Annotated in this window: 4 protein-coding genes; all 4 read left to right on the top strand. The window is 74.2% G+C overall.

Annotation, left to right across the window (positions count from 1 at the left end; all coding sequences use genetic code 11):
- Nucleotides 1-10 precede the first annotated feature (10 nt).
- Genes OG570_RS43700 through OG570_RS43685 form a run of 4 tightly spaced genes read left to right on the top strand, consistent with a single transcriptional unit; the run spans nt 11 to nt 20,169 of the window.
- Complete coding sequence (locus OG570_RS43700) at nt 11-958, top strand: threonine ammonia-lyase (protein ID WP_326954572.1); 948 nt, start codon at nt 11-13, stop codon at nt 956-958.
- Between the two features lie 25 nt (nt 959-983).
- Nucleotides 984-11,810: a non-ribosomal peptide synthetase gene (locus OG570_RS43695; RefSeq protein ID WP_326954571.1), complete on the top strand. Its 10,827-nt coding sequence runs from the start codon at nt 984-986 to the stop codon at nt 11,808-11,810.
- Nucleotides 11,810-18,868, top strand: coding sequence for a non-ribosomal peptide synthetase (locus OG570_RS43690; RefSeq protein ID WP_326954570.1), 7,059 nt, complete (start codon nt 11,810-11,812; stop codon nt 18,866-18,868). Before OG570_RS43695 ends, OG570_RS43690 begins: the two co-directional genes overlap by 1 nt.
- The gene (locus OG570_RS43685; RefSeq protein WP_326954569.1) at nt 18,865-20,169 is read left to right on the top strand and encodes an MFS transporter; all 1,305 of its coding nucleotides are present in this window, start codon (nt 18,865-18,867) and stop codon (nt 20,167-20,169) included. The genes OG570_RS43690 and OG570_RS43685 overlap by 4 nt, the downstream gene beginning before the upstream one ends.
- The last annotated feature ends 18 nt before the right edge of the window (nt 20,170-20,187 follow it).

Genomic DNA, 20,187 nt, shown 5'->3' with positions numbered 1-20,187 from the left:
CGAGGTCGGCATGCCCGCACCGAGAACGCCGTTCGCCCGGCAGTGCCTGGCGGCGCGCGACCGCATCGGACCGCTGATCCGGCGCACGCCGATCCTGACCGACCCGGACACCGGGATCCACCTGAAGTGCGAGAACGAGCAGGTCACCGGGTCGTTCAAGGCACGCGGCGCGCTCAACGCCCTCACCGCGCTCGGGCCGGCCGCCGTCGTCGTCGGCTCGTCCGGGAACCACGGCATCGCCACCGCGTGGGCCGCCTCCCGGATGGGGGCCGACGCCACTGTGGTGATGACCGAGGCGACGAGCGCGTACAAGCGGAACCGGATCCGGCGCCTCGGCGCGCGGGTGATCACGTGCGCCGGCGGGAACAACGCCAGAGGGGACCGGGTGGCCGAGATCGCGGCCGCGACCGGCGCGGTCCCGGTGTCGTCCTACGACCACCCGCTGGTGGTGGCCGGGCAGGCCTCGGTGGGCTTCGAGATCCTCGAGCAGCTGGCCGGGGCCACGACGATCGTGGTGCCGGTCGGCGGCGGCGGGCTGCTCGCCGGGGTGGCCGCCGCGGTGGAGGTCGCCGGCCGGCGGGTCCGCGTGGTCGCCGCCGAGCCACGCGCGGCCAACGACACCGCGCTGTCGCTCGCGGCGGGCCGGCGGATCGTGATCGACCCCCCGGTTTCCGTCTGCGACGGCGTTCTCGCCCAGACGCCCGGCGCTTTCACCTTCCCGCTCATCCGCCGGCTGGTCGACGAAGTCGTCGAGGTCGGCGAAGACGAAGTCCTCGCGGCGATGCAGGAACTCGCCGTGCTCGGCCTGACCGTCGAACCGACCGGCGCCCTCGCCTTCGCCGCGGCCCGCACCCTGCCGGCCGCGGCGGGCACGGTCGCCGTCGTGAGCGGCGGGAACGTCGAGCCGGCCGAGTTCCGCCGGCTCACCGGAGCCAGCCGGTACCCCGCCCGTCCCTGATCGTCACGTGTTTCGGAGGAAGCCGATGTCCGGCGCACCGCTGTCCTTTTCGCAGCAACGGTTGTGGTTCCTGGATCAGCTCGAACCGGGGAGCGCCGAATACGTCGTGCCGTTCGCCTGGCGGCTCACCGGCGAGCTGGTCGTCCCCGCGCTCGAGGACGCCATCACCAGGGTCGTGTCCCGCCACGAGGTGCTTCGCGCCCGCTTCGTCGCCGAAGACGGTGAGCCCGCGCAGGTCGTGACGGCGGCGGAACCGGCCCGGCTGCCGCTGCTCGACGCCCGGGACGACGACCTCGCCAAGGTGGTCGCCGGGTTCGCGGCCGAGCCGTTCGACCTGGCCCGCGGCCCGCTGTGGCGCGCCGGGCTGGTCCGGGCGGGCGAGCGCGACCACGTGTTCGTCTTCGCCGCGCACCACATCGTGATGGACGCCTGGTCGGCGCGGAACCTCGTGGACGAGCTGGGGGAGTGCTACCGGGCGGCGCTGTCCGGGCGGCCGCCGGTGCTGCCGGAGCTGACCATGCAGTACGCGGATTTCGCGCGCTGGCAACGGGAGCGGCTCGACGGCGCGGTCGCGTCCCGGCTGCTCGGGCACTGGCGCCGGCAGCTCGACGGGATCCGGCCGCTCGACCTGCCGACGGACCGCCCGCGCGGGGCGCTCGCCTCGGCCGAGGGCACCGCCGTCGAGTTCACCGTGCCGCCGGACGTGGCCGACGGGCTGGTGAAACTGGCCGGCGAGCACCGGGTGACCCGGTTCATGATCGTGCTCGCCGCGGTCCAGGTGGTGCTCGGGCGCTACTGCGGGCAGGACGACGTCGCCGTCGGCACCCCCATCGCCAGCCGCGGCCGGGAAGAAGCCGAAGCGCTCATCGGGTTCTTCGTCAACACCCTCGTGCTGCGCACCGACCTGTCCGGCGATCCGACGTTCGCGGAGCTGCTGGCCAGGGTCCGCGAGGTCGCGCTCGACGCCTACGACCACGAGGAACTGCCCTTCGAACGGCTGGTGGAACAGCTGCACCCGGACCGGGACCGGACCAGCACCCCGCTGATCCAGGCGTTGCTGGTGCTGAACACGACCTTCGACCACCTCGAGCTGGACGGCCTGCGCGCCGAGGCGTTCCCGGTCGAGTTCCTGCACTCGAAGTTCGACCTGACGGTCGGGTTCGTCGACAGCGCGGACAGCCTGACCGGCTGGGTGCGCTACCGGACCGAGCTGTTCGACACCGCCCGGATGACCCGCATGTTCGGGCATCTGCTGCAGGTGCTCACCGCCGTCGCCGGCGACCCCGAGGTCCGGCTGTCCGACCTGCCGCTGCTCACCGACGCCGAACGCGGCGAACTCGTGCCCGCCGGCGCGCCCGCGTCCGAGCCGGCCGAGCCGGCGCACGCGCTGTTCGAGGCGAACGCGAAGACGTCCCCGGACGTCGTCGCGCTCGTCGAACCGGATGGCGGCCGCCTCACCTACGGCGAACTCGACGTCCGGGCCAACCGGCTCGCCCGGCACCTGCTCGCGGCGGGTGCCTCGGCGGGCGCCCCGATCGGGATCTGCCTGCCCCGGTCGGCCGACGCGATCGTGGGCATCCTCGCCGCGCTCAAGACGGGCATCGGTTACGTCGCACTGGATCCCGGCTACCCGCAGGCTCGGCTCGAGTACCTCCTGACCGACAGCGGGATCGACCTGGTGCTCGCCGACCGGGACACCGCGGCCGCGCTCCCGCCGGGGTTCGCGGGCCGGACGGTGGATCCGCGGGACCCGGCCATCGCCGGGCGGCCGGGGCACGATCTCGCGCTGCCGGTGCACCCGCTTTCCGTCGCCTACATCGCGTACACGTCCGGCTCGACCGGACAGCCGAAGGGCGTCGTCGCGACCCACGAGGCCGTGTCGCGGCGGATCCGGCACATCCGGGCGGACTACGACCTAGGCCCGTCGGACGTCGTCCTCGCGATCGCCGGGTTCGGCTTCGACGCGTCGGCGCGCGAAATCCTCGGGACGCTCACGTCGGGGGCGCGGCTGGTGCTGGCCGGGCCGGACGCGGCCAAGGACCCGGCCGGGGTGGTCGGCCTGGTCGCCGCGGCGCGGGTGACGGTCATCGCGAGCACGGTGCCGTCGGTCCTGTACGAGCTCGCGGCCCAGCCGGCCGCCGCCGGCGTGCCCGCGGACGTCCGGCTGGTGCTGTGCAGCGGTGAACGGCTGCACGCCGAACGGCTGGCCGGCTGCGCCTGGCTCGCCGGGAAGGTGCTGAACCAGTTCGGCCCGACCGAAGCCACGATCACGGTCACCTGGACGCGGGTGCCGGCGGGCGCCGGGCCGTCGTGGCGCTACGACGTGGGTTCCGCGGTCGGCGACACGACGCTCTACGTCCTCGACGACGCGCTGAACCCGTGCCCCGTCGGCGTGCCCGGCGAGCTGTACATCGGCGGTCCCGGCCTCGCCCGCGGGTACCTGGGCCGGCCCGGCCTGACCGCCGAGCGCTTCGTGCCCGACCCGTTCGGCGGCGGCCGGCTCTACCGCACCGGTGACCGCTGCCGCTGGTCGCCCGCGCACACCCTCGAGCACCTCGGCCGGCTCGACAACCAGCTGAAGGTGCGCGGTCTGCGCGTCGAGCCGGCGGAGATCGAGGCCGCGCTGCGCGCGCTCGAGCCGGTCGCCGACGCGGTGGTCGTCCTGCGCGAGGACGTCCCGGGAGACCAGCGGCTGACCGCCTACTTCACGACGTCCGGCGCGCCGCCCGCCGCGTCGTGGCTGCACGCCGAGCTCGAGCGGGTCCTGCCCGCGTCGCTGGTGCCGTCGGTCTTCGTGGCCCTGCCGGCCCTGCCGCGGACGGTGAACGGGAAGACCGACCGCGGCGCCCTGCCCGCGCCCGGGAGCGAACGGCCGGAGCTGGGGGCGGCACCCGTGCGGCCGCGGACCCCGGCCGAGGCCGCCGTCGCCGGCGTCTGGCGGGAGGTGCTCGGCTTGGACGAGGTCGGCGTCCTCGACGACTTCTTCGCGCTGGGCGGGCATTCCCTGCTCGCCACGCACGTCGTGGCCCGGCTGCGGAGCAGGCACGGGTTCGCCGTGTCCCTGCGCGACCTGTTCGAGACGCGGACCGTCGCGAAGCTCGCCGCCCTCGTCGCCGCCGTCGATCCGGTGGCGGCCGGGGAATCCGTGGCGGAGGCGCCCATCGCGCGGTCCGGGCGGCGCGGCCCGGCGCCGCTGTCCTTCGCCCAGCACCGGCTGTGGTTCCTCGACCAGCTCGAACCGGGCGGCACCGACTACGTCATCCCGCTGGGCTGGGAGCTGTCCGGCGTGGTCGACGCCGGCGCGTTGCGCGCCGCGCTGACCGAGGTGGCCCACCGGCACCACACGCTCCGGACCACGTTCCCGACCGCTGACGGCGAGCCCGTCCAGGTCGTCGCCCCGCCGGGCCCGGTGCCGTTCACCGTGCTCGAAGCGGGGGACGGGGACCTGGACGACGTGCTGGCCGGTTTTGTCGCCGAGCCGTTCGACCTGGGCACCGGGCCGGTCTGGCGCGCGCTGCTGGTCCGGACCGGCCCCCGCCGTTCGGTGTTCGCGCTGACGATCCACCACATCGTCGCGGACGCCTGGTCGGCCGCCGTCTTCGCCGAGGAGATCGGCCGCGCCTACCGGGCCGCCGTCGAAGGGCACGCTCCGGCGCCGGCGGACCTGCCGATCCAGTACACCGACTTCGCCCGGTGGGAGCGGGACCGGCTGAGCGGTCCCGCGCTCGACGAACCGCTGGCGTACTGGCGCGACCGGCTCACCGGGACCGAGGTGCTCGACCTGCCCGCCGACCGGCCCCGCCCGGCCGCCACCGAGACCGCCGGTGCCTCGCTCGAGTTCACCTTGCCCGCCGAGACCGCCGACGGGCTGCGGGCGCTCGCCCGGGCCGAGGGCGCGACCCTGTTCATGGTCGTGCTCGCCGGGCTGCAGGCCGTCCTCGCCCGGTACACCGGTCAGGACGACATCACCGTCGGCACCCCGGTGGCCCGGCGCGCCCGCCCGGAGACCGAGCCGCTGATCGGCATGTTCGTCAACACCCTCGTGCTGCGGACCGACGTCGGCGGGGACCCCGCCTTCACGGCCCTGCTCGGCCGGGTGCGGGACACCACGCTGGGCGCCTACGAGCACCAGGACGTGCCGTTCGAACGGCTCGTCGAGCAGCTGCGCCCGGACCGCGACCTCACCCGGACGCCGCTGTTCCAGGTCTCGTTGTCGGTCGACAACACCCCGGCGCTGCGGCTGCGCCTGCCCGGCCTGACCCTGGCCGACCACCCGTTGACCACCGACCGCGCCAAGTACGACCTCGCCCTCGCGTTCACCGACAACGCCGAGGAGTTCTCGGGCGTCATCTCCTACCGCACCGCGTTGTTCGACGCGCGCCGGATCGAGCGGCTGGGCGAGCACCTGCGGACGTTCTTCGCCGGTGTCGTCGCGGATCCCGGTGCGCGGCTCTCGGCGACCCCGCTGCTGACCGAAGCCGAACGCCGGACGGTCGTCGAGGAGTGGGGCACCGGCCCCGCCGAACGCCCCGAGGCGGCCGAGCGGCCGGGGTGGATCCACCGCGTGCTCTCGAAGCACGCGCAGGACCAGCCGGACGCGGTCGCGGTCCGCGCCGCCGACGGCGCCACCGTGAGCTTCCGCGAGCTGGTGGACCGCGCCGAGCGCCTCGCGGGCCACCTGCGAGACCGCGGGGCCGGGCCGGAGGACGTCGTCGGGATCTGCCTGGCCCGCCGCCCGGAGACGATCGTGGCCCTGCTCGCCGTGCACCGCGCCGGCGCCGCCTACCTCCCGCTGGATCCGGGGCACCCGGCCGAACGCCTCGCCGCCACGCTGGCGGACGCGCGCGCGGCCGTCCTGCTCACCGACACCGCGCACGCCACCGACCTCGGCTCCCGGGTCCGCGCGGACGTCGTCGACGTCGACGACCCGGCCACCGCGCTGGCCATCGCCGGGCACGCCCCCGCCAGCGACCCCGGCGGCCACCCGGAGAGCCTCGCCTACGTCATCTACACCTCCGGCTCCACCGGCACGCCCAAGGGCGTGCAGATCACCCACCGGGGGCTGGCGAACTACCTCGCCTGGGCCGCCGGCGCGTACCCGTTCCCGCGGGCCGGCGGTGCGGTGCTGCACTCGTCGCCCGCCTTCGACATGACCGTCACGTCGATCTTCCTGCCGCTGCTGGTCGGCCGGCCCGTGCAGCTGGCCGAGGAGGGCGCCGACCCGGCCGGGCTGCTGCCCGCGCCCGGCGCCGCCCTGGTTAAGCTGACGCCCACCCACCTGAGGGTGCTGGCGGGCACCTCGCCGGCCGGGGTCGTGTTCCCGCCCGCTGTCATCGTCGGCGGCGAGGACCTCCCGGCCGCGCCGGCCACGGAAGTGCTCGCCGGGCTGCCGGCCGGCGGCTACCTGGTCAACGAGTACGGCCCCACCGAGACCGTCGTCGGGTGCTGCGTGCACACCCTGCCCGCGGGGGCCGTCGCCGGCCCGGGCCGCGTCCCGATCGGCCGGCCGATCGCCGGCACCCGCGTCCACGTGCTCGACGCCGCGCTGTCGCCGTGCCCGATCGGCGTCGCGGGCGAGCTGTACATCGGCGGCGCCGGCGTGGCCCGCGGGTACCGGGACCGGCCCGGTCCGACCGCGGAGCGCTTCGTCCCTGACCCGTTCGGGTCCGGCCGGCTCTACCGGACCGGCGACTCCTGCCGCTGGTCGCCCGACGGGCACCTCGAATACCTGGGGCGCACCGACTTCCAGGTGAAGATCCGCGGCCACCGCGTCGAACCGGGCGAGATCGAGGCGACGCTGCTGGCGCAGCCCGGCGTCGCCGAGGCGGTCGTGGTGGCCCGGGAGGACACCCCGGACGACCGCCGGCTCGTGGCCTACCTGGTGCCCGGCGCGGACCCGCTCGACCTGCCGGCCCTGCGCGCCCGCCTGACGTCGTCGCTGCCCGGCTACCTGGTCCCGTCGGCCTTCGTGGTGCTGCCCGCCCTCCCGCTGTCCGGCAGCGGCAAGGTGGACCGCCGGGCGCTGCCCGCGCCGGACACCGCGCGGCCCGACCTCGGCAGCGGCCCGGTCCCGCCGCGCGGCCTGCTGGAGGAGCTGGTCGCCGACATCTGGAGCGACGTCCTCGGCGTCGAGGAGGTCGGCGTCTTCGACGACTTCTTCGCGCTGGGCGGGCATTCCCTGCTGGCGACCCAGGTCGTGGCCCGCCTCGCCCGCACGAGCGGCCGCGAGGTGCCGCTCCGGCTGCTGTTCGAAGCACCCACGGTGGCCGGGATGGCCCAGCGGCTCTCCGGTGCGGACGGGACCGCGCTCAGCCCGATCCCGCACGCCGACCGCGCGGCCGGGCTCCCGCTTTCCTTCGCGCAGCAACGGTTGTGGTTCCTCGACCAGTTCGAGCCCGGCAGCACCGAGTACATCGCGCCGATGGCCTGGCGGCTGACCGGCGAGCTCGACCCGGCCGCGCTGGAAGCGGCGCTGGCCGCGGTCGTGGCGCGGCACGAGGTGCTGCGGACGGCGTTCCCGACCGTGGAAGGCAAGCCGTCCCAGCACATCGCGGCCGCCGTCGCGGTGACCCTGCCGGTCCTGGAAACCGGCGACCGCTCGCCCGAGCAGGTCGTCACCGATTTCGTGTACCGCCCGTTCGACCTCGGCACCGGACCGCTGTGGCGCGCCGCCGTCGTCCGGCTCGGCCCGCGGGAGCACGTGCTCGTGCTGGCCATGCACCACGTCGTCGCCGACGCCTGGTCGTCCGGCGTGCTCGTGCGGGAGCTGAGCCACCACTACCGGCGGGGCGCCCCCGGGCTCCCGCCGCTCGCGACGCAGTACGCGGACTTCTCGGCGTGGCAACGGAACTGGCTCACCGGGCCGGTGCTGGAGGCCCAGCTCGGCCACTGGCGCGACCGGCTGGCCGGCCTCACGCCGCTCGAGCTGCCGGCCGACCGCCCCCGCGAGGCCGTCCGCTCGGCCGACGGCGCCGCGATCGAGTTCACCGTGCCCGCCGAGGTCGCCGCCGGGCTGCGACGCCTGGCGCGGGACCACCGGGCGACGCTGTTCATGGTGGTCCTCGCCGGGGTGCAGGCCGTGCTCGCGCGGCACTCCGGGCAGCACGACGTGGCGGTCGGCACCCCGATCGCCGGGCGCACCCGGACCGAGGTCGAGGACCTGGTCGGGTTCTTCGTCAACACGCTCGTCCTGCGCGCGGACCTGTCCGGCGACCCGGCTTTCACCGAGCTGCTGGAGCGCGTCCGCACGGTCACCCTGGACGCCTACGAGCACCAGGACCTGCCCTTCGAACGGCTCGTCGACGAACTCCGGCCCGAGCGCGACCTGGCCCGCACCCCGCTCTTCCAGGTCATGCTCACCCTCGACAACACCCCGCCCGGGGCGTGGGCGCTGCCCGGGGTCGAGGTCACCGAGTTCCCGCTCGACGCGCGGCACGCGAAGTTCGACCTCACCTTCGCCTTCACCGACACCCCGGACGGGCTCGCGGGCGTCATCCGCTACAGCACGGCGTTGTTCGACGCCGGCCGGGTGACCCGGCTGGGCGAGCACGTCGGGCGCGTACTGGAGGCGGTCGCGCAGGATGCGGGCCGGCGGCTGTCGGACCTGCCCCTGCTCACCGAGCGGGAACACGCCCAGGTCGTCGACGAGTGGAACCCCGGCGGCTCGGCCACCGGCACCGCGCTGCTCCACGAGCTGGTCGAGCGGCACGCCGCCGAGCGCCCGGACGCCGTCGCGGTCACCGACACCGACGGCGCGGTCCTGACCTACGCCGAGCTGAACCGCCGGGCGAACCGGCTGGCCCACCACCTGCGCCGGCGCGGAGCGGGCCCGGAGCAGCTCGTCGGGCTGTGCCTGGGGCGGTCGGTCCGGACCGTGGTGAGCCTGCTCGCCGTGCTCAAGTCCGGCGCCGGGTACCTGCCGCTGGATCCCGCGTACCCGGCCGAGCGCCTCGCGTTCATCATCTCCGACGCCCGGACGGCGCTCGTCGTCACCGACGCGGCCACCGCCACCCGCGACTGGGCGGCCGAAGTCGTGAACCTCGACGACGCGGCGCTCACCGCGGTCCTCGACGGCCTGCCCGGCACCGATCCGCGGCCCGTCATGAGCCCGCAGAACCTGGCCTACGTCATCTACACCTCCGGCTCCACCGGCAAACCCAAGGGCGTTCAGGTCACCCACGCCAACGCCAGCCGGCTGTTCGAAGCGACCCGGGAGACCTTCGGCTTCGACGACGAGCAGGTGTGGCTCTCGACGCACAGCTACGCGTTCGACTTCTCCGTCTGGGAGATCTGGGGCGCGCTGACCACCGGCGGGCGGACGGTGATCGCCGCGAACGCGGTGGCCCGCGACCCCGAACGGCTGGCGGGCGTCGTCGCCGAGCAGCGCGTCACCATGCTGAGCCAGACGCCGACGGCGTTCCGGACCCTGATGGCGCCGCTGATCGCCGCCGGACCGGGGCACCTGCGGTTCGTCGTCTTCGGCGGCGAGGCCCTCGACCTGACCACGCTGCGCCCCTGGTTCGACGACGACCGGACCCGCGCCGTCGCGCTGGTCAACATGTACGGCATCACCGAGACGACGGTGCACACGACGTCGCTCGTGCTGTCGCCCTCGACCCGGGGTGACGCCGCGGCCGGCCCGATCGGCCGGGCGCTGAGCGACCTGCGCACCTACGTGCTGGACGCGGACCTGACGCCCTGCCCGATCGGGGTGCCCGGCGAGCTGTACGTCGGTGGCGCGGGCGTGACCCGCGGCTACCTCGGCCGCCCCGGGCTGACGGCGGAGCGGTTCGTCCCGGACCCCTTCGGCACCGGCCGGCTCTACCGGACCGGCGACGTCGGCCGGTGGTCGGCCGACGGGGTCCTGGAGTACCTCGGCCGGACCGACCGCCAGGTCAAGATCCGCGGGTTCCGGATCGAGCTGGGCGAGATCGAGGCGAGGCTGCTGGAATCCGCCGACGTCGCCGCGGCCGTGGTCACCGCGCGGGAGGACAAGCCGGGCGAACGCCGTCTGGTCGGTTACGTCGTGCCCGCCGGGCGGACGCCGTCGGTGTCGGAGCTGCGGGCCTGGCTGGAGCGGACGCTGCCCGCCCACCAGGTGCCCGGCGCCTTCGTCTTCCTGCCGGCGTTGCCATTGACGGCCACGGGCAAGGTCGACCGTCGTGCGCTGCCCGCACCCGGCGCGGCCCGGCCCGAACTCGCTTCCGGTTTCGCCGAACCGCGCACCCCGGCGGAGGAACTGCTGGCCGGCGTCTGGGCGCAGGTCCTCGGGCTCGACCGGGCCGGGGTGTTCGACAACTTCTTCGACCTCGGCGGGGACTCGATCCTGAGCATCCAGATCGTCGCCCGGGCCGTGGCCGGCGGCCTCCGGATCACGCCCCGGATGGTGTTCGAGCACCAGACCATCGCGGCGCTGGCCGCGGCGGCCGAGACGGCGCCGGTCGTGCGGGCCGAGCAGGGCGTGGTGACGGGCGACGCGCCGCTCACACCGATCCAGCACTGGTTCTTCGCCCGGGACCTGCCGCACCTCGACCACTACAACCAGTCGATGATCGTCACCGTGCCGCCGGCGGCGACCGAGCGGGACCTCCGGCTGGTCCTGGACCGGCTCGCCGCGCAGCACGACATGCTGCGCGCGCGGTTCACCCCCGGGCCGGACGGCTGGACGCAGTCCGGCACGGCCGAGGTCCCCGGCGATCTACTGTGGACAGTGCGGTGCGCGACCGATACCGCGCTCACCGTCGAGGCGGACCGGTTGCAGGCGAGCCTGGACATCCGGGCCGGGCGGGTGTTCGGCGCGCTGCTGGCCGATCTCGGCCCCCGCGGGCGGCGGCTGCTGCTCGTGGCCCACCACCTCGTCGTGGACGGCGTCTCGTGGCGGGTGCTGCTCGAAGACCTGGAGACCGGCTACCGGCAGGTGCGGGCGGGCCTGCCGATCACGTGGCCCGCCAAGACGACGTCGTTCCTGCAGTGGGCGCGGATGCTGCCGGAGTACGCGGTTTCGCCCGCCGCCGCCGAGGAGAGCGACTTCTGGGGCAAGAGAACGGGCCCCGGCGCCGTGATCGCGGTCGACCACCCCGGCGGGGCCAACACCGTCGAGTCCACGGCGCGGGTCACGCGCGAACTGAGCGCGGAGCTGACCCGCGCGCTGCTCGTCGAGGTGCCCGCCGCGTACCGGACGCAGATCAACGACGTCCTGCTGACCGCGCTCGCACTCGCGATCCGGCCGTACGCCACCGCCTCGGACGTCGTGATCGACCTGGAGGGCCACGGCCGCGAGGAGATCGTGGCCGGGGTGGACCTCTCCCGGACGGTCGGCTGGTTCACCTCGATCTACCCGGTGGCCCTGGACACCGGCGGCGGCACCGGCATCGCCGAGGTGCTCAAGGAAACCAAGCAGGCGCTGCGCGAGATCCCGCGGGGCGGCGTCGGCCACGGGATCCTGCGGTACCTCGCCCCCGGCGGCGCCGGGCTCACGGACTCCGGCGGGCAGGTGCTGTTCAACTACCTCGGGCAGTTCGACAACGTGCTCGCCGCCGACCGGACGTTCGGTGGCGCCGAGGAGCCACGGGGGAGCGCGCAGGCGCCGAGCGGACGGCGTTCGCACGTGCTGGAGCTCAACTCCGAGATCAGCGGCGGCCGGTTCCGGATCACCGTCGGCTACTCCCGGAACCTGCACCGCGCCGAGACCGCGGACCGGCTCGCCGACGCCTTCGTCGCCGAACTCGCCGCGGTCATCGCCCACTGCACCGCCCCGGGCACCACCGGCGCGGTCCCCGCGGACTTCCCGCTCGCGGGCCTCGACCAGCAGACCCTCGACCTGATCATCAATGAATACCGAAGGGACGTCTGATGGAGGCCTCGCCACTGGAGGACATCCTCCCGCTGTCACCGATGCAGGAGGGGATGCTGTTCCACAGCTTGCTGGACCCCGACGGCGGCGTGGACTTCGAGCAATTGCTGTACCGGTTCGACGGGCCGCTCGACACCGCCGCGCTGGAGCGGGCGTGGCAGGCGGTGGTGGCCCGGCACACCGCGCTGCGCGCCCGGCTGCGCTGGCAGGGCGTCGACCGGCCGCTCCAGCTGATCGAGCGGTCGGTGACGGTGCCGGTCACCGTGCTCGGCCGGGTGCCGTCAGATGGGCTCGAAGCGTGGCTGGCGCAGGACCGGAGCGAAGGCATCTCGCTGGCCAAGGCGCCGCTGCTGCGGGTCACGCTCTTCCGGGAGACGGACCGGGAACACCTGATGGTGCTCAGCTTCCACCACGTGCTGCTGGACGGCTGGAGCGTCCGGCTGGTGCTGCGCGACCTCATGACGTGCTACCGCGCCGAAAGCGAAGGCCGGCGCGTGGTGCTGGAGCCCGCGCCGCAGTACCGCTCGTTCCTGCGCTGGCTCGGCGCCCAGGACACCGCCGCCGCCGAGCGGTACTGGAAGGGGGAGCTGGCCGACTTCACCGCCCCGACGAAGATCACCGCCGACCGGCCGGGCACCGAGTCCGGTTTCGCCGTGGCCGAGCTGGAACTCGACGCCGCGGACTCCGCGCGGGTGCGGGAGTTCGCGCGGGCGCAGCGGATCACCGTCAACACGGTGCTGCAGGGCGCGTGGGCGCTGGTGCTGTCCCGCTACACCGGCGAGCGCGACGTCGTCTTCGGCGCCACCATGAGCACCCGGCCGCCGGAAGCCGACCGGGTCGAGTCCATGGTCGGGCTGATGATCAACACGCTGCCGCTGCGAGTGCGCGTCGAGCCGGCGAAACCGGTCGGCGAGTGGCTGCGGTCGGTCCAGGACGCCCAGCTCCGCCTGCGCCAGTACGACTACACGCCGCTCGTGCTCGCGCAGAGCAGCAGCGGGGTACCGCAGGGCACGCCGCTGTTCGAAAGCCTGCTGGTGTTCGAGAACTACCCCGCCGCGAGCGCGGCGGACCAGTCGGCGGGCGGCGTGGAGCTCGTGCCGGTCGGCGCGCGCGAACGCAACGGCTACCCGCTCAGCGTCGTCGCGGCGGTGCGCGACCTCCTGCGCGTGGAGATCACCTACGACCGGGCGCGGTTCGACCGCCACCGGGCCGGCCTGCTCGCCGGGCACCTGCGCACCCTGCTGCTCGGGCTGGCCGCGGATCCCGCCGCCTTGGTCGGCGACCTCGGCATCCTCACGCCGGCGGAGCGGCAGCTGATCGTCACCGAGTGGAACGCCACCGACGCCGGATACCCCGCCGACCGCTGCGTGCACGAGCTGTTCGCGGCGTGCGCGGCCCGCGATCCCGGCGCGGTCGCGGTGGTGGACACCGACGGCACGCGGCTGACCTACGGCGAGCTGGACGCCCGGGCCAACCGGCTGGCCCACCACCTGCGCGGGCTCGGGGCCGGGCCGGAGCAGCGGATCGGGATCTGCGTGAGCCCGTCGGTGAACGCGCTCGTCGGGATCTTCGGCATCCTCAAGTCCGGCGCCGCCTACGTGCCGCTGGACCCGGGGCACCCGGCCGAACGGATGCGCTTCATGCTGGACGACACCGGCGCCGAGTGGGTCCTGGTGGAAGCGCGGACACAACCGGGCCTGCCGGCGGAGTACGCGGACCGGGCCATCGTGCTCGACGCGGACGTCTCCGTGGCGGCCGGGCTGCCGGAGACCGACCCCGGCGCGCCCGTCCGCGCGGACAACCTCGCCTACGTGATGTACACCTCCGGCTCCACCGGCCGGCCCAAGGGCGTGCTCGTGGCGCACCAGGGTCTGGTCAACTACCTGTGGTGGGCCATCGACGGCTACGGGCTGGGCGGTGCGTCCGGCGCCCCCATGCTCGGCTCGATCGCCTTCGACCTCTCGATGCCCAACTTCTTCCTGCCGCTCATCGGCGGCAAGGACGTCACGCTGCTCGCGGCCGATCGCGGCCACGACTCGCTGCGGGAGCTGCTGGCCGCGCCCGGTGACTTCAGCCTGCTCAAGATCACCCCCGGGCACCTCGACCTGCTGCGCGGCATGATCGGCGAGGACGAGCAGCTCGGCTCCGTCCGGACCTACGTGGTCGGCGCCGACGAGGTCAAGCCGGAGACCCTCGCGGCCTGGCAGCGGATCGCCCCGAAGTCCCGGGTGATCAACGAGTACGGCCCGACCGAGACCGTCGTCGGCTGCTCGATCTACGTCGCCGACGAACGGTTCGACCCGTCGGTGCCCGTGCCGATCGGGCGTCCGATCGCGAACACCCGGATGTACGTGCTCGACGAGGCGCTCAACCCGGTGCCGGTGGGCGTCGTGGGGGAGCTCTGCATCGGCGGCGACGGCGTCGCCCGCGGTTACCTGGGGCGCCCGGACATCACGGCCGAGCGGTTCGTGCCCGACCCCTTCGGTCCCGGGCGGCTCTACCGCACCGGCGACCTGGCCCGCTTCCGGCCCGACGGCGACCTGGAGTTCCTCGGCCGCACCGACCACCAGGTGAAGATCCGCGGGTACCGCGTCGAGCTGGGCGAGATCGAGGCGCGCCTGCTGCTGCTCGACGCGGTGTCCGAAGCGGTGGTCGTCGCGCGGGAGGACACCCCGGGTGACCGCCGGCTGGTCGCCTACCTCGTCGCGGACGGCGACCTCACCGAGCCTGCCGTCCGCGAATGGGTCGCGGCGGTGCTGCCCGGCTACATGCTGCCCGCCGCGTTCGTGTTCCTGCCGGCGTTGCCGTTGTCCGGCAACGGGAAGGTCGACCGGCGCGGCCTGCCCGCGCCCGGCGGGGCCCGGCCCGAGCTGGCGGCCGGTCCGGTCCGGCCCCGGACGCCGTCCGAGGAGCTCGTCGCCGGCGTCTGGTCCGACGTGCTCGGGATCGACGAGATCGGCGTCTACGACGACTTCTTCGCGCTGGGCGGGCATTCCCTGCTGGCGACCCAGGTCGTGTCCCGGCTGAGCCGGCTCGGCGGCGCCGAGGTGCCGCTGCGGGCGTTGTTCGCCGACCCGACGGTGGCGGACCTGGCCCGGCTGCTCGACGAACGGCGGACCGGGCGGCAGATCCCGCCCATCGAGCGGGTGGCCGGCGACGGTGATCTCTTCCCGCTGTCCTTCGCCCAGCAACGGCTGTGGCTGCTCGACCAGCTCGAGCCGGGCAGCACCGAGTACGTCGTCCCGCTGGCCTGGCGGCTCACCGGCACCCTCGACGTCGCGGCCCTGGAAACCGCGCTCGGCGGGGTGATCGCCCGGCACGAGGTGCTGCGGACCACGTTCGCCGCCGGGGAAACCGAAGCGGGGCAACGGATCCACCCCGCCCGCCCGGTCGGGATCCCGGTCTTCGATGTCGACGTCGAAGCACTCGACGACGCCATCCGCGGGCCGGCCACGAAGCCGTTCGACCTGGTGACGGGCCCGGTGTGGCGCACCGCGTTGTTCCGGGTCGCGGCCGACGACCACGTCCTGCTGTTCGCCACCCACCACATCGCGATGGACGCCTGGTCCGCGCGCAACCTCGTCCGCGAACTGGGGGAGGGGTACCGGGCCGCGCTGCGCGGCGTCGAACCCGAGACACCCGCACCCGCGGTCCGGTACGCGGACTTCGCCGTCTGGCAACGGAACTGGCTGCGCGGCGACGTGCTGGACGAGCAGCTCGGCTACTGGCGCGAGCAGCTCACCGGCGTCCCGCCGCTGCAGCTGCCGACGGACCGGCCCCGCGCCGCGGTCCGCTCGACCGAAGGCGCGTCACTGGAGTTCAGCATGCCCGCCGAGCTCGCCGCGGGCCTGCGCGGGCTCGCCCGGGACCACCGCACGACCCTGTTCATGGTCATCCTCGCCGGCGTCCAGCTGGTCCTCGGCCGCTACGCCGGCCAGACCGACGTCGCCGTCGGCACCCCGATCGCCGGGCGCAACCGGCGTGAGGTCGAGGGCCTGATCGGCTTCTTCGTCAACACCCTGGTGCTGCGCACCGACCTCGGCGGTGACCCGCGGTTCGCCGAGCTGCTCGACCGGGTGCGCGAAGTGACGATGGGCGCCTACGAGCACCAGGACCTGCCCTTCGAACGGCTCGTCGAAGAGCTCCAGCCCGAGCGGGACTTCGCCAGGACACCGCTGTTCCAGGTGATGCTGTCGGTCAACACCGTGCCCGCCGGCGAGTGGGAGCTGCCGGGCGTGCACACCGAAGAGCACGGTTTTACGACCAACCAGGCGAAGTTCGACCTCACGCTGGCCTTCGCCGACACTCCCGGCGGTCTGCTCGCCGGCATCCGCTACAGCACGGCCCTGTTCGACGCCGAGCGCGTGCGCCGGCTGAGCGAGCACGTGCAGCGGATCTTCTCGGCCGTCGTCGCCGATCCGAAGGCCCGGATCTCGGACCTGTCGCTGTTGTCCGAGGCTGAACACGAAAGCCTGGTGCACGGCGGCAACGCCGACCGCACGAGCCACGTGCCCGCCGGGGTGACCGGGCTGCACCGGCTCTTCGAACAGCAGGCGGCCGCGCGCCCGGACGCCGTCGCGCTGGCGGGTCCGGCGGAGCTGACGTACGCGGAGGTCGACCGGCGGGCGGCCGCGCTGGCCGCGCGGCTGCGCGAGCGCGGTGCCGGCCCCGAGGTCTTCGTCGGGATCTGCCTGCCGCGCAGCGCGGAAGCGGTGATCTGCGCGCTCGCCGTGGCGAAGACCGGGGCGGCGTTCGTCCCGATCGACGCGCGCCAGCCGCGGGACCGGGTGGCGTTCATCCTCGCGGACACCGGCACCGGGCTGGTCCTCACCGACGCCGCCACCGCGGCGGGGGCGCTCACCGGGTTCCGGGGCGAGGTGCTCCTGATCGACGGAGACGCCGCCGCAGCGCCGTCACGGCCGGTCCCGCCCGCCGCGATCCACCCCGGCAACGCCGCGTACGTCGTCTACACGTCCGGCTCGACCGGGCGCCCCAAGGGCGTCGTCGCCACCCACGGCAACGCGCTGGCCCGGATCGGCTACCTGCGGGACGAGTACGGCATCGGCCCGGTCGACACCGGGATCACGTTGTCCGGCTGGGGTTTCGACGCCTCCGTGCGCGAGATCTTCGTCGCCCTGTCGGCGGGGGCGAAGCTCGTGGTCACCGACCCGGACGCCGCCAAGGACCCGGCCTCGGTCGTGGCGCTGCTCGCCGGGCACCGCGTGAGCACGATCCTCAGCGTGGTGCCGACCCTGCTCTACGAGCTGGCCGCGCAGCCGGTGCCCGACGCCGGCCTGGCCGCGGTCCGCCTCGTCCTGTGCAGCGGCGAGCACCTCTACGCCGAGCGGCTGGCGGACTGCGCCTGGCTCGCGGGCAAGGTGGTCAACCAGTTCGGCCCGACCGAAACCACGATGACCGCGACGCGGATCCGGGTCCCGGCCGGCGCCGGGTCGGCGTGGACCTACCCCGTCGGCGAGCCCATGGCCGGCACCGAGGTCTACGTCCTGGACGCGGCGATGGCGCCGTGCCCGGCGGGTGTCCCCGGCGAGCTGTACATCGGCGGCGCCGGCGTCAGCCGCGGCTACTGGGACCGGCCCGGGCTGACGGCCGAGCGCTTCCTGCCCAACCCCTTCGGCGACGGCCGGCTCTACCGCACCGGGGACCTCTGCCGCTGGGGACCGGGCCAGGTGCTCGAACACCTCGGCCGCACGGACCACCAGGTCAAGATCCGCGGGTTCCGGGTCGAGCTCGACGAGATCGGGACGCACCTGCGGGCGCTGGAGGCCGTGGCCGAAGCCGTCGTCGTGGCGCGGGAAGACGAGCCGGGAGACCAGCGGCTGGTCGCCTACGTCGTGCCCGCCGGCACCGACGCAGCGGTCCCGCAGCTGCGCGCGTCGCTCGAAGAATCCCTGCCGGAGTACCAGATTCCGGCCCGGTTCGTGCTTCTGCCCGCGTTGCCGAAGACGGCGAACGGGAAGATCGACCGGCTGGCGCTGCCGGATCCCGACTCGGCGCGTCCGGAGTTCGGGTCGGGCTTCGCGGCCCCGCGCACCGAGCTGGAAACGGCCATCGCCGCGATCTGGCACGAGGTGCTCGGCCTCGACCGGGTCGGGGTGTTCGACGACTTCTTCGACCTCGGCGGGCATTCGCTGCTCGCCGCGCACGTCGTCGCCCGCCTGCGCGCCCGGCACGACGTGAAGGTGCCGCTGCGGGCGATCTTCGAGGCGCGGACCGTCGCCGGGCTGGCGGAGCTGGCCGCCGCCGGGCAGCCGACGGCGACGCCGGGACTGGTGCCGCTGAACACCGGTCCCCGGGACCGCACCCTGTTCTGCGTGCACGAGGGGACCGGCAGCGTCACCGGGTACTACGCGCTGGCGCGGGCGCTGGAGCCGGACTTCGCGCTCGTCGGGCTCGACTTCGACGAGTCCCTCGTGACGGCCGCCGCGCCCGACCAGGTGGTGGCGATGGCCGAGGTCTACGTCGAGCGGATCCGGCGGTGGCAACCCGCGGGCCCGTACCGGCTGTGCGGCTGGTCGTTCGGCGGGATCGTCGCCTACGAGGCCGCGGCCCAGCTGCTCCGCGCGGGCGCCGAGGTGAGCTGGGTCGGCCTGGTCGACTCCGTCGTCCAGGCACCGGAAACGCGGCAGCGGCACCACCTCGACGGGCTGCTCGACGAGATGATCGCCGTCGCCGAGGGCATCTCCGAAGCGGACTGGACCGGCCTGGCCCCGCGCCGGCTGACGGACCTGGTGCGGCAGGCCGGTTTCCGCGAGGAGCAGATCGGGCTCGGGAAGGACGCGCTGGAGAGCGTGCTGCGCCGCAACCGGTTCTTCCGGATGGCCAAGCGGAACTACCGGCCGCGGCCCGCCGACGTCCCGCTCACCGTGCTCAAGGCGACCGACGGCAACTGGTCGTGGCCCTGGTTCGAAGCGTGGCGCGAGCACGCGCCGCGCACCGAGCTGCTGGAGGTGCCGGGCACCCACCTGTCGGTGCTCGAAGAACCCCAGCTCGCCCAGGTCGTTTCGGTGTTCCGGGCCGGGTTGGAGGCGGCGGAATGACCGCCCGCGACGAACCCTCGGCGCCCGCGCCCGAATCTGCCGGTCAGGCCGAGATTCCGGTGCCACTGAGCCGCAACCGCGACTTCACGTTGCTCTGGGTGAGCCAGCTGGCGTCCGTGCTGGGCAGCCGGATGTCCTACGTCGGTTACCCGCTGCTGGTGCTCTCGCTGACGGGGTCGCCCGTGCTCGCCGGCCTGGTCGCGACGGCCCGGGGCGCGCCGCAGTGGCTGCTGGGTCTGCCCGCCGGGTTCTTCGCCGACCGGTGGGACCGCCGCCGGCTCATGCTGACGTGCGACCTCGTCCGGTTCGTCGCGCTCGCCAGCATCGTCGGCGGGCTCGCGACGGGCTGGCTGACGTACCCGCACATCATCGTCGTGGCGCTCGTCGAAGGCTCGGCGACCGTGCTGTTCTCGCCGGCGGAGGTGGGGGCGCTGCGTCACGTCGTGCCCGCGTCGCAGCTGCGCTCCGCGACCGCGCGCAACGAAAGCCGGGAATACGGCGCGATGCTGGCCGGCCCGCCGATCGGCGGGACGCTCTTCTCGATCGCCGCGCTGCTGCCGTTCCTCGGCGACGCGCTGTCGTACCTCGTCTCCTACGTCACGGTGTCGATGATCAAGACCCGGTTCCGGTCGGCGCCGGTGCCGGACACGAAGGCACTGTCGCTGATTTCGGGGGTGCGCGACGGGCTTCGCTGGCTGTTCCGCCAGCCCTTCCTGCGCGGCAGCGCCCTCATGGTCGCGGCCACGAACCTCGTCGGGAACGGGATGCCCACGCTGCTCGTCGTCATCGGGCACGAGTCCGGCACGTCGGCCGCGGTCGTCGGCACCGTGCTGACCGTGGCCGCGGTGGGCGGGCTGCTCGGGTCGTTCGCCGCGACGTGGGCGGCCGAGCGGATCCCCGCGTCCTGGATCGTCATCGGGTTCCCGTGGGTGTGGGCCGCGCTGCTGCCGATCCTGCTGGTCGCGGGCAACATCGTCGTGATGGGTGTCGTGTTCGGGCTCATGCTCGCGGCCGCGCCCCTGTGGAACTCGGTGCTCTCCACCTACCGCATCGTGCTCGTCCCCGACGAATTGCTGGGCCGGGTCGACAGCGCCTGCCGGTTCATCAGCCAGTCGGCCACCCCGCTCAGCCCGCTGCTGGCCGGGGTGCTCCTGCAGTTCTACGGCAGCACGACGACTGTGCTGGTGATGCTGGGCTGGCTGGTGCTGGTCGCGCTGGTGGGCACCGTCGTGCCCGCGCTGCGCCACCCGCCGGTGCTGCCCGGTGACGAGAAGCAGCCGTCCGATCCGGTCGTCGCCTGACCGCCCACCACGAAGGGA

This window comes from Amycolatopsis sp. NBC_01286, assembly GCF_035982555.1.
Taxonomy (GTDB): Bacteria; Actinomycetota; Actinomycetes; order Mycobacteriales; family Pseudonocardiaceae; genus Amycolatopsis.
The sequence above is the reverse complement of the archived record's forward strand: the minus strand, read 5'-3'. Positions and strand labels throughout refer to the sequence as shown.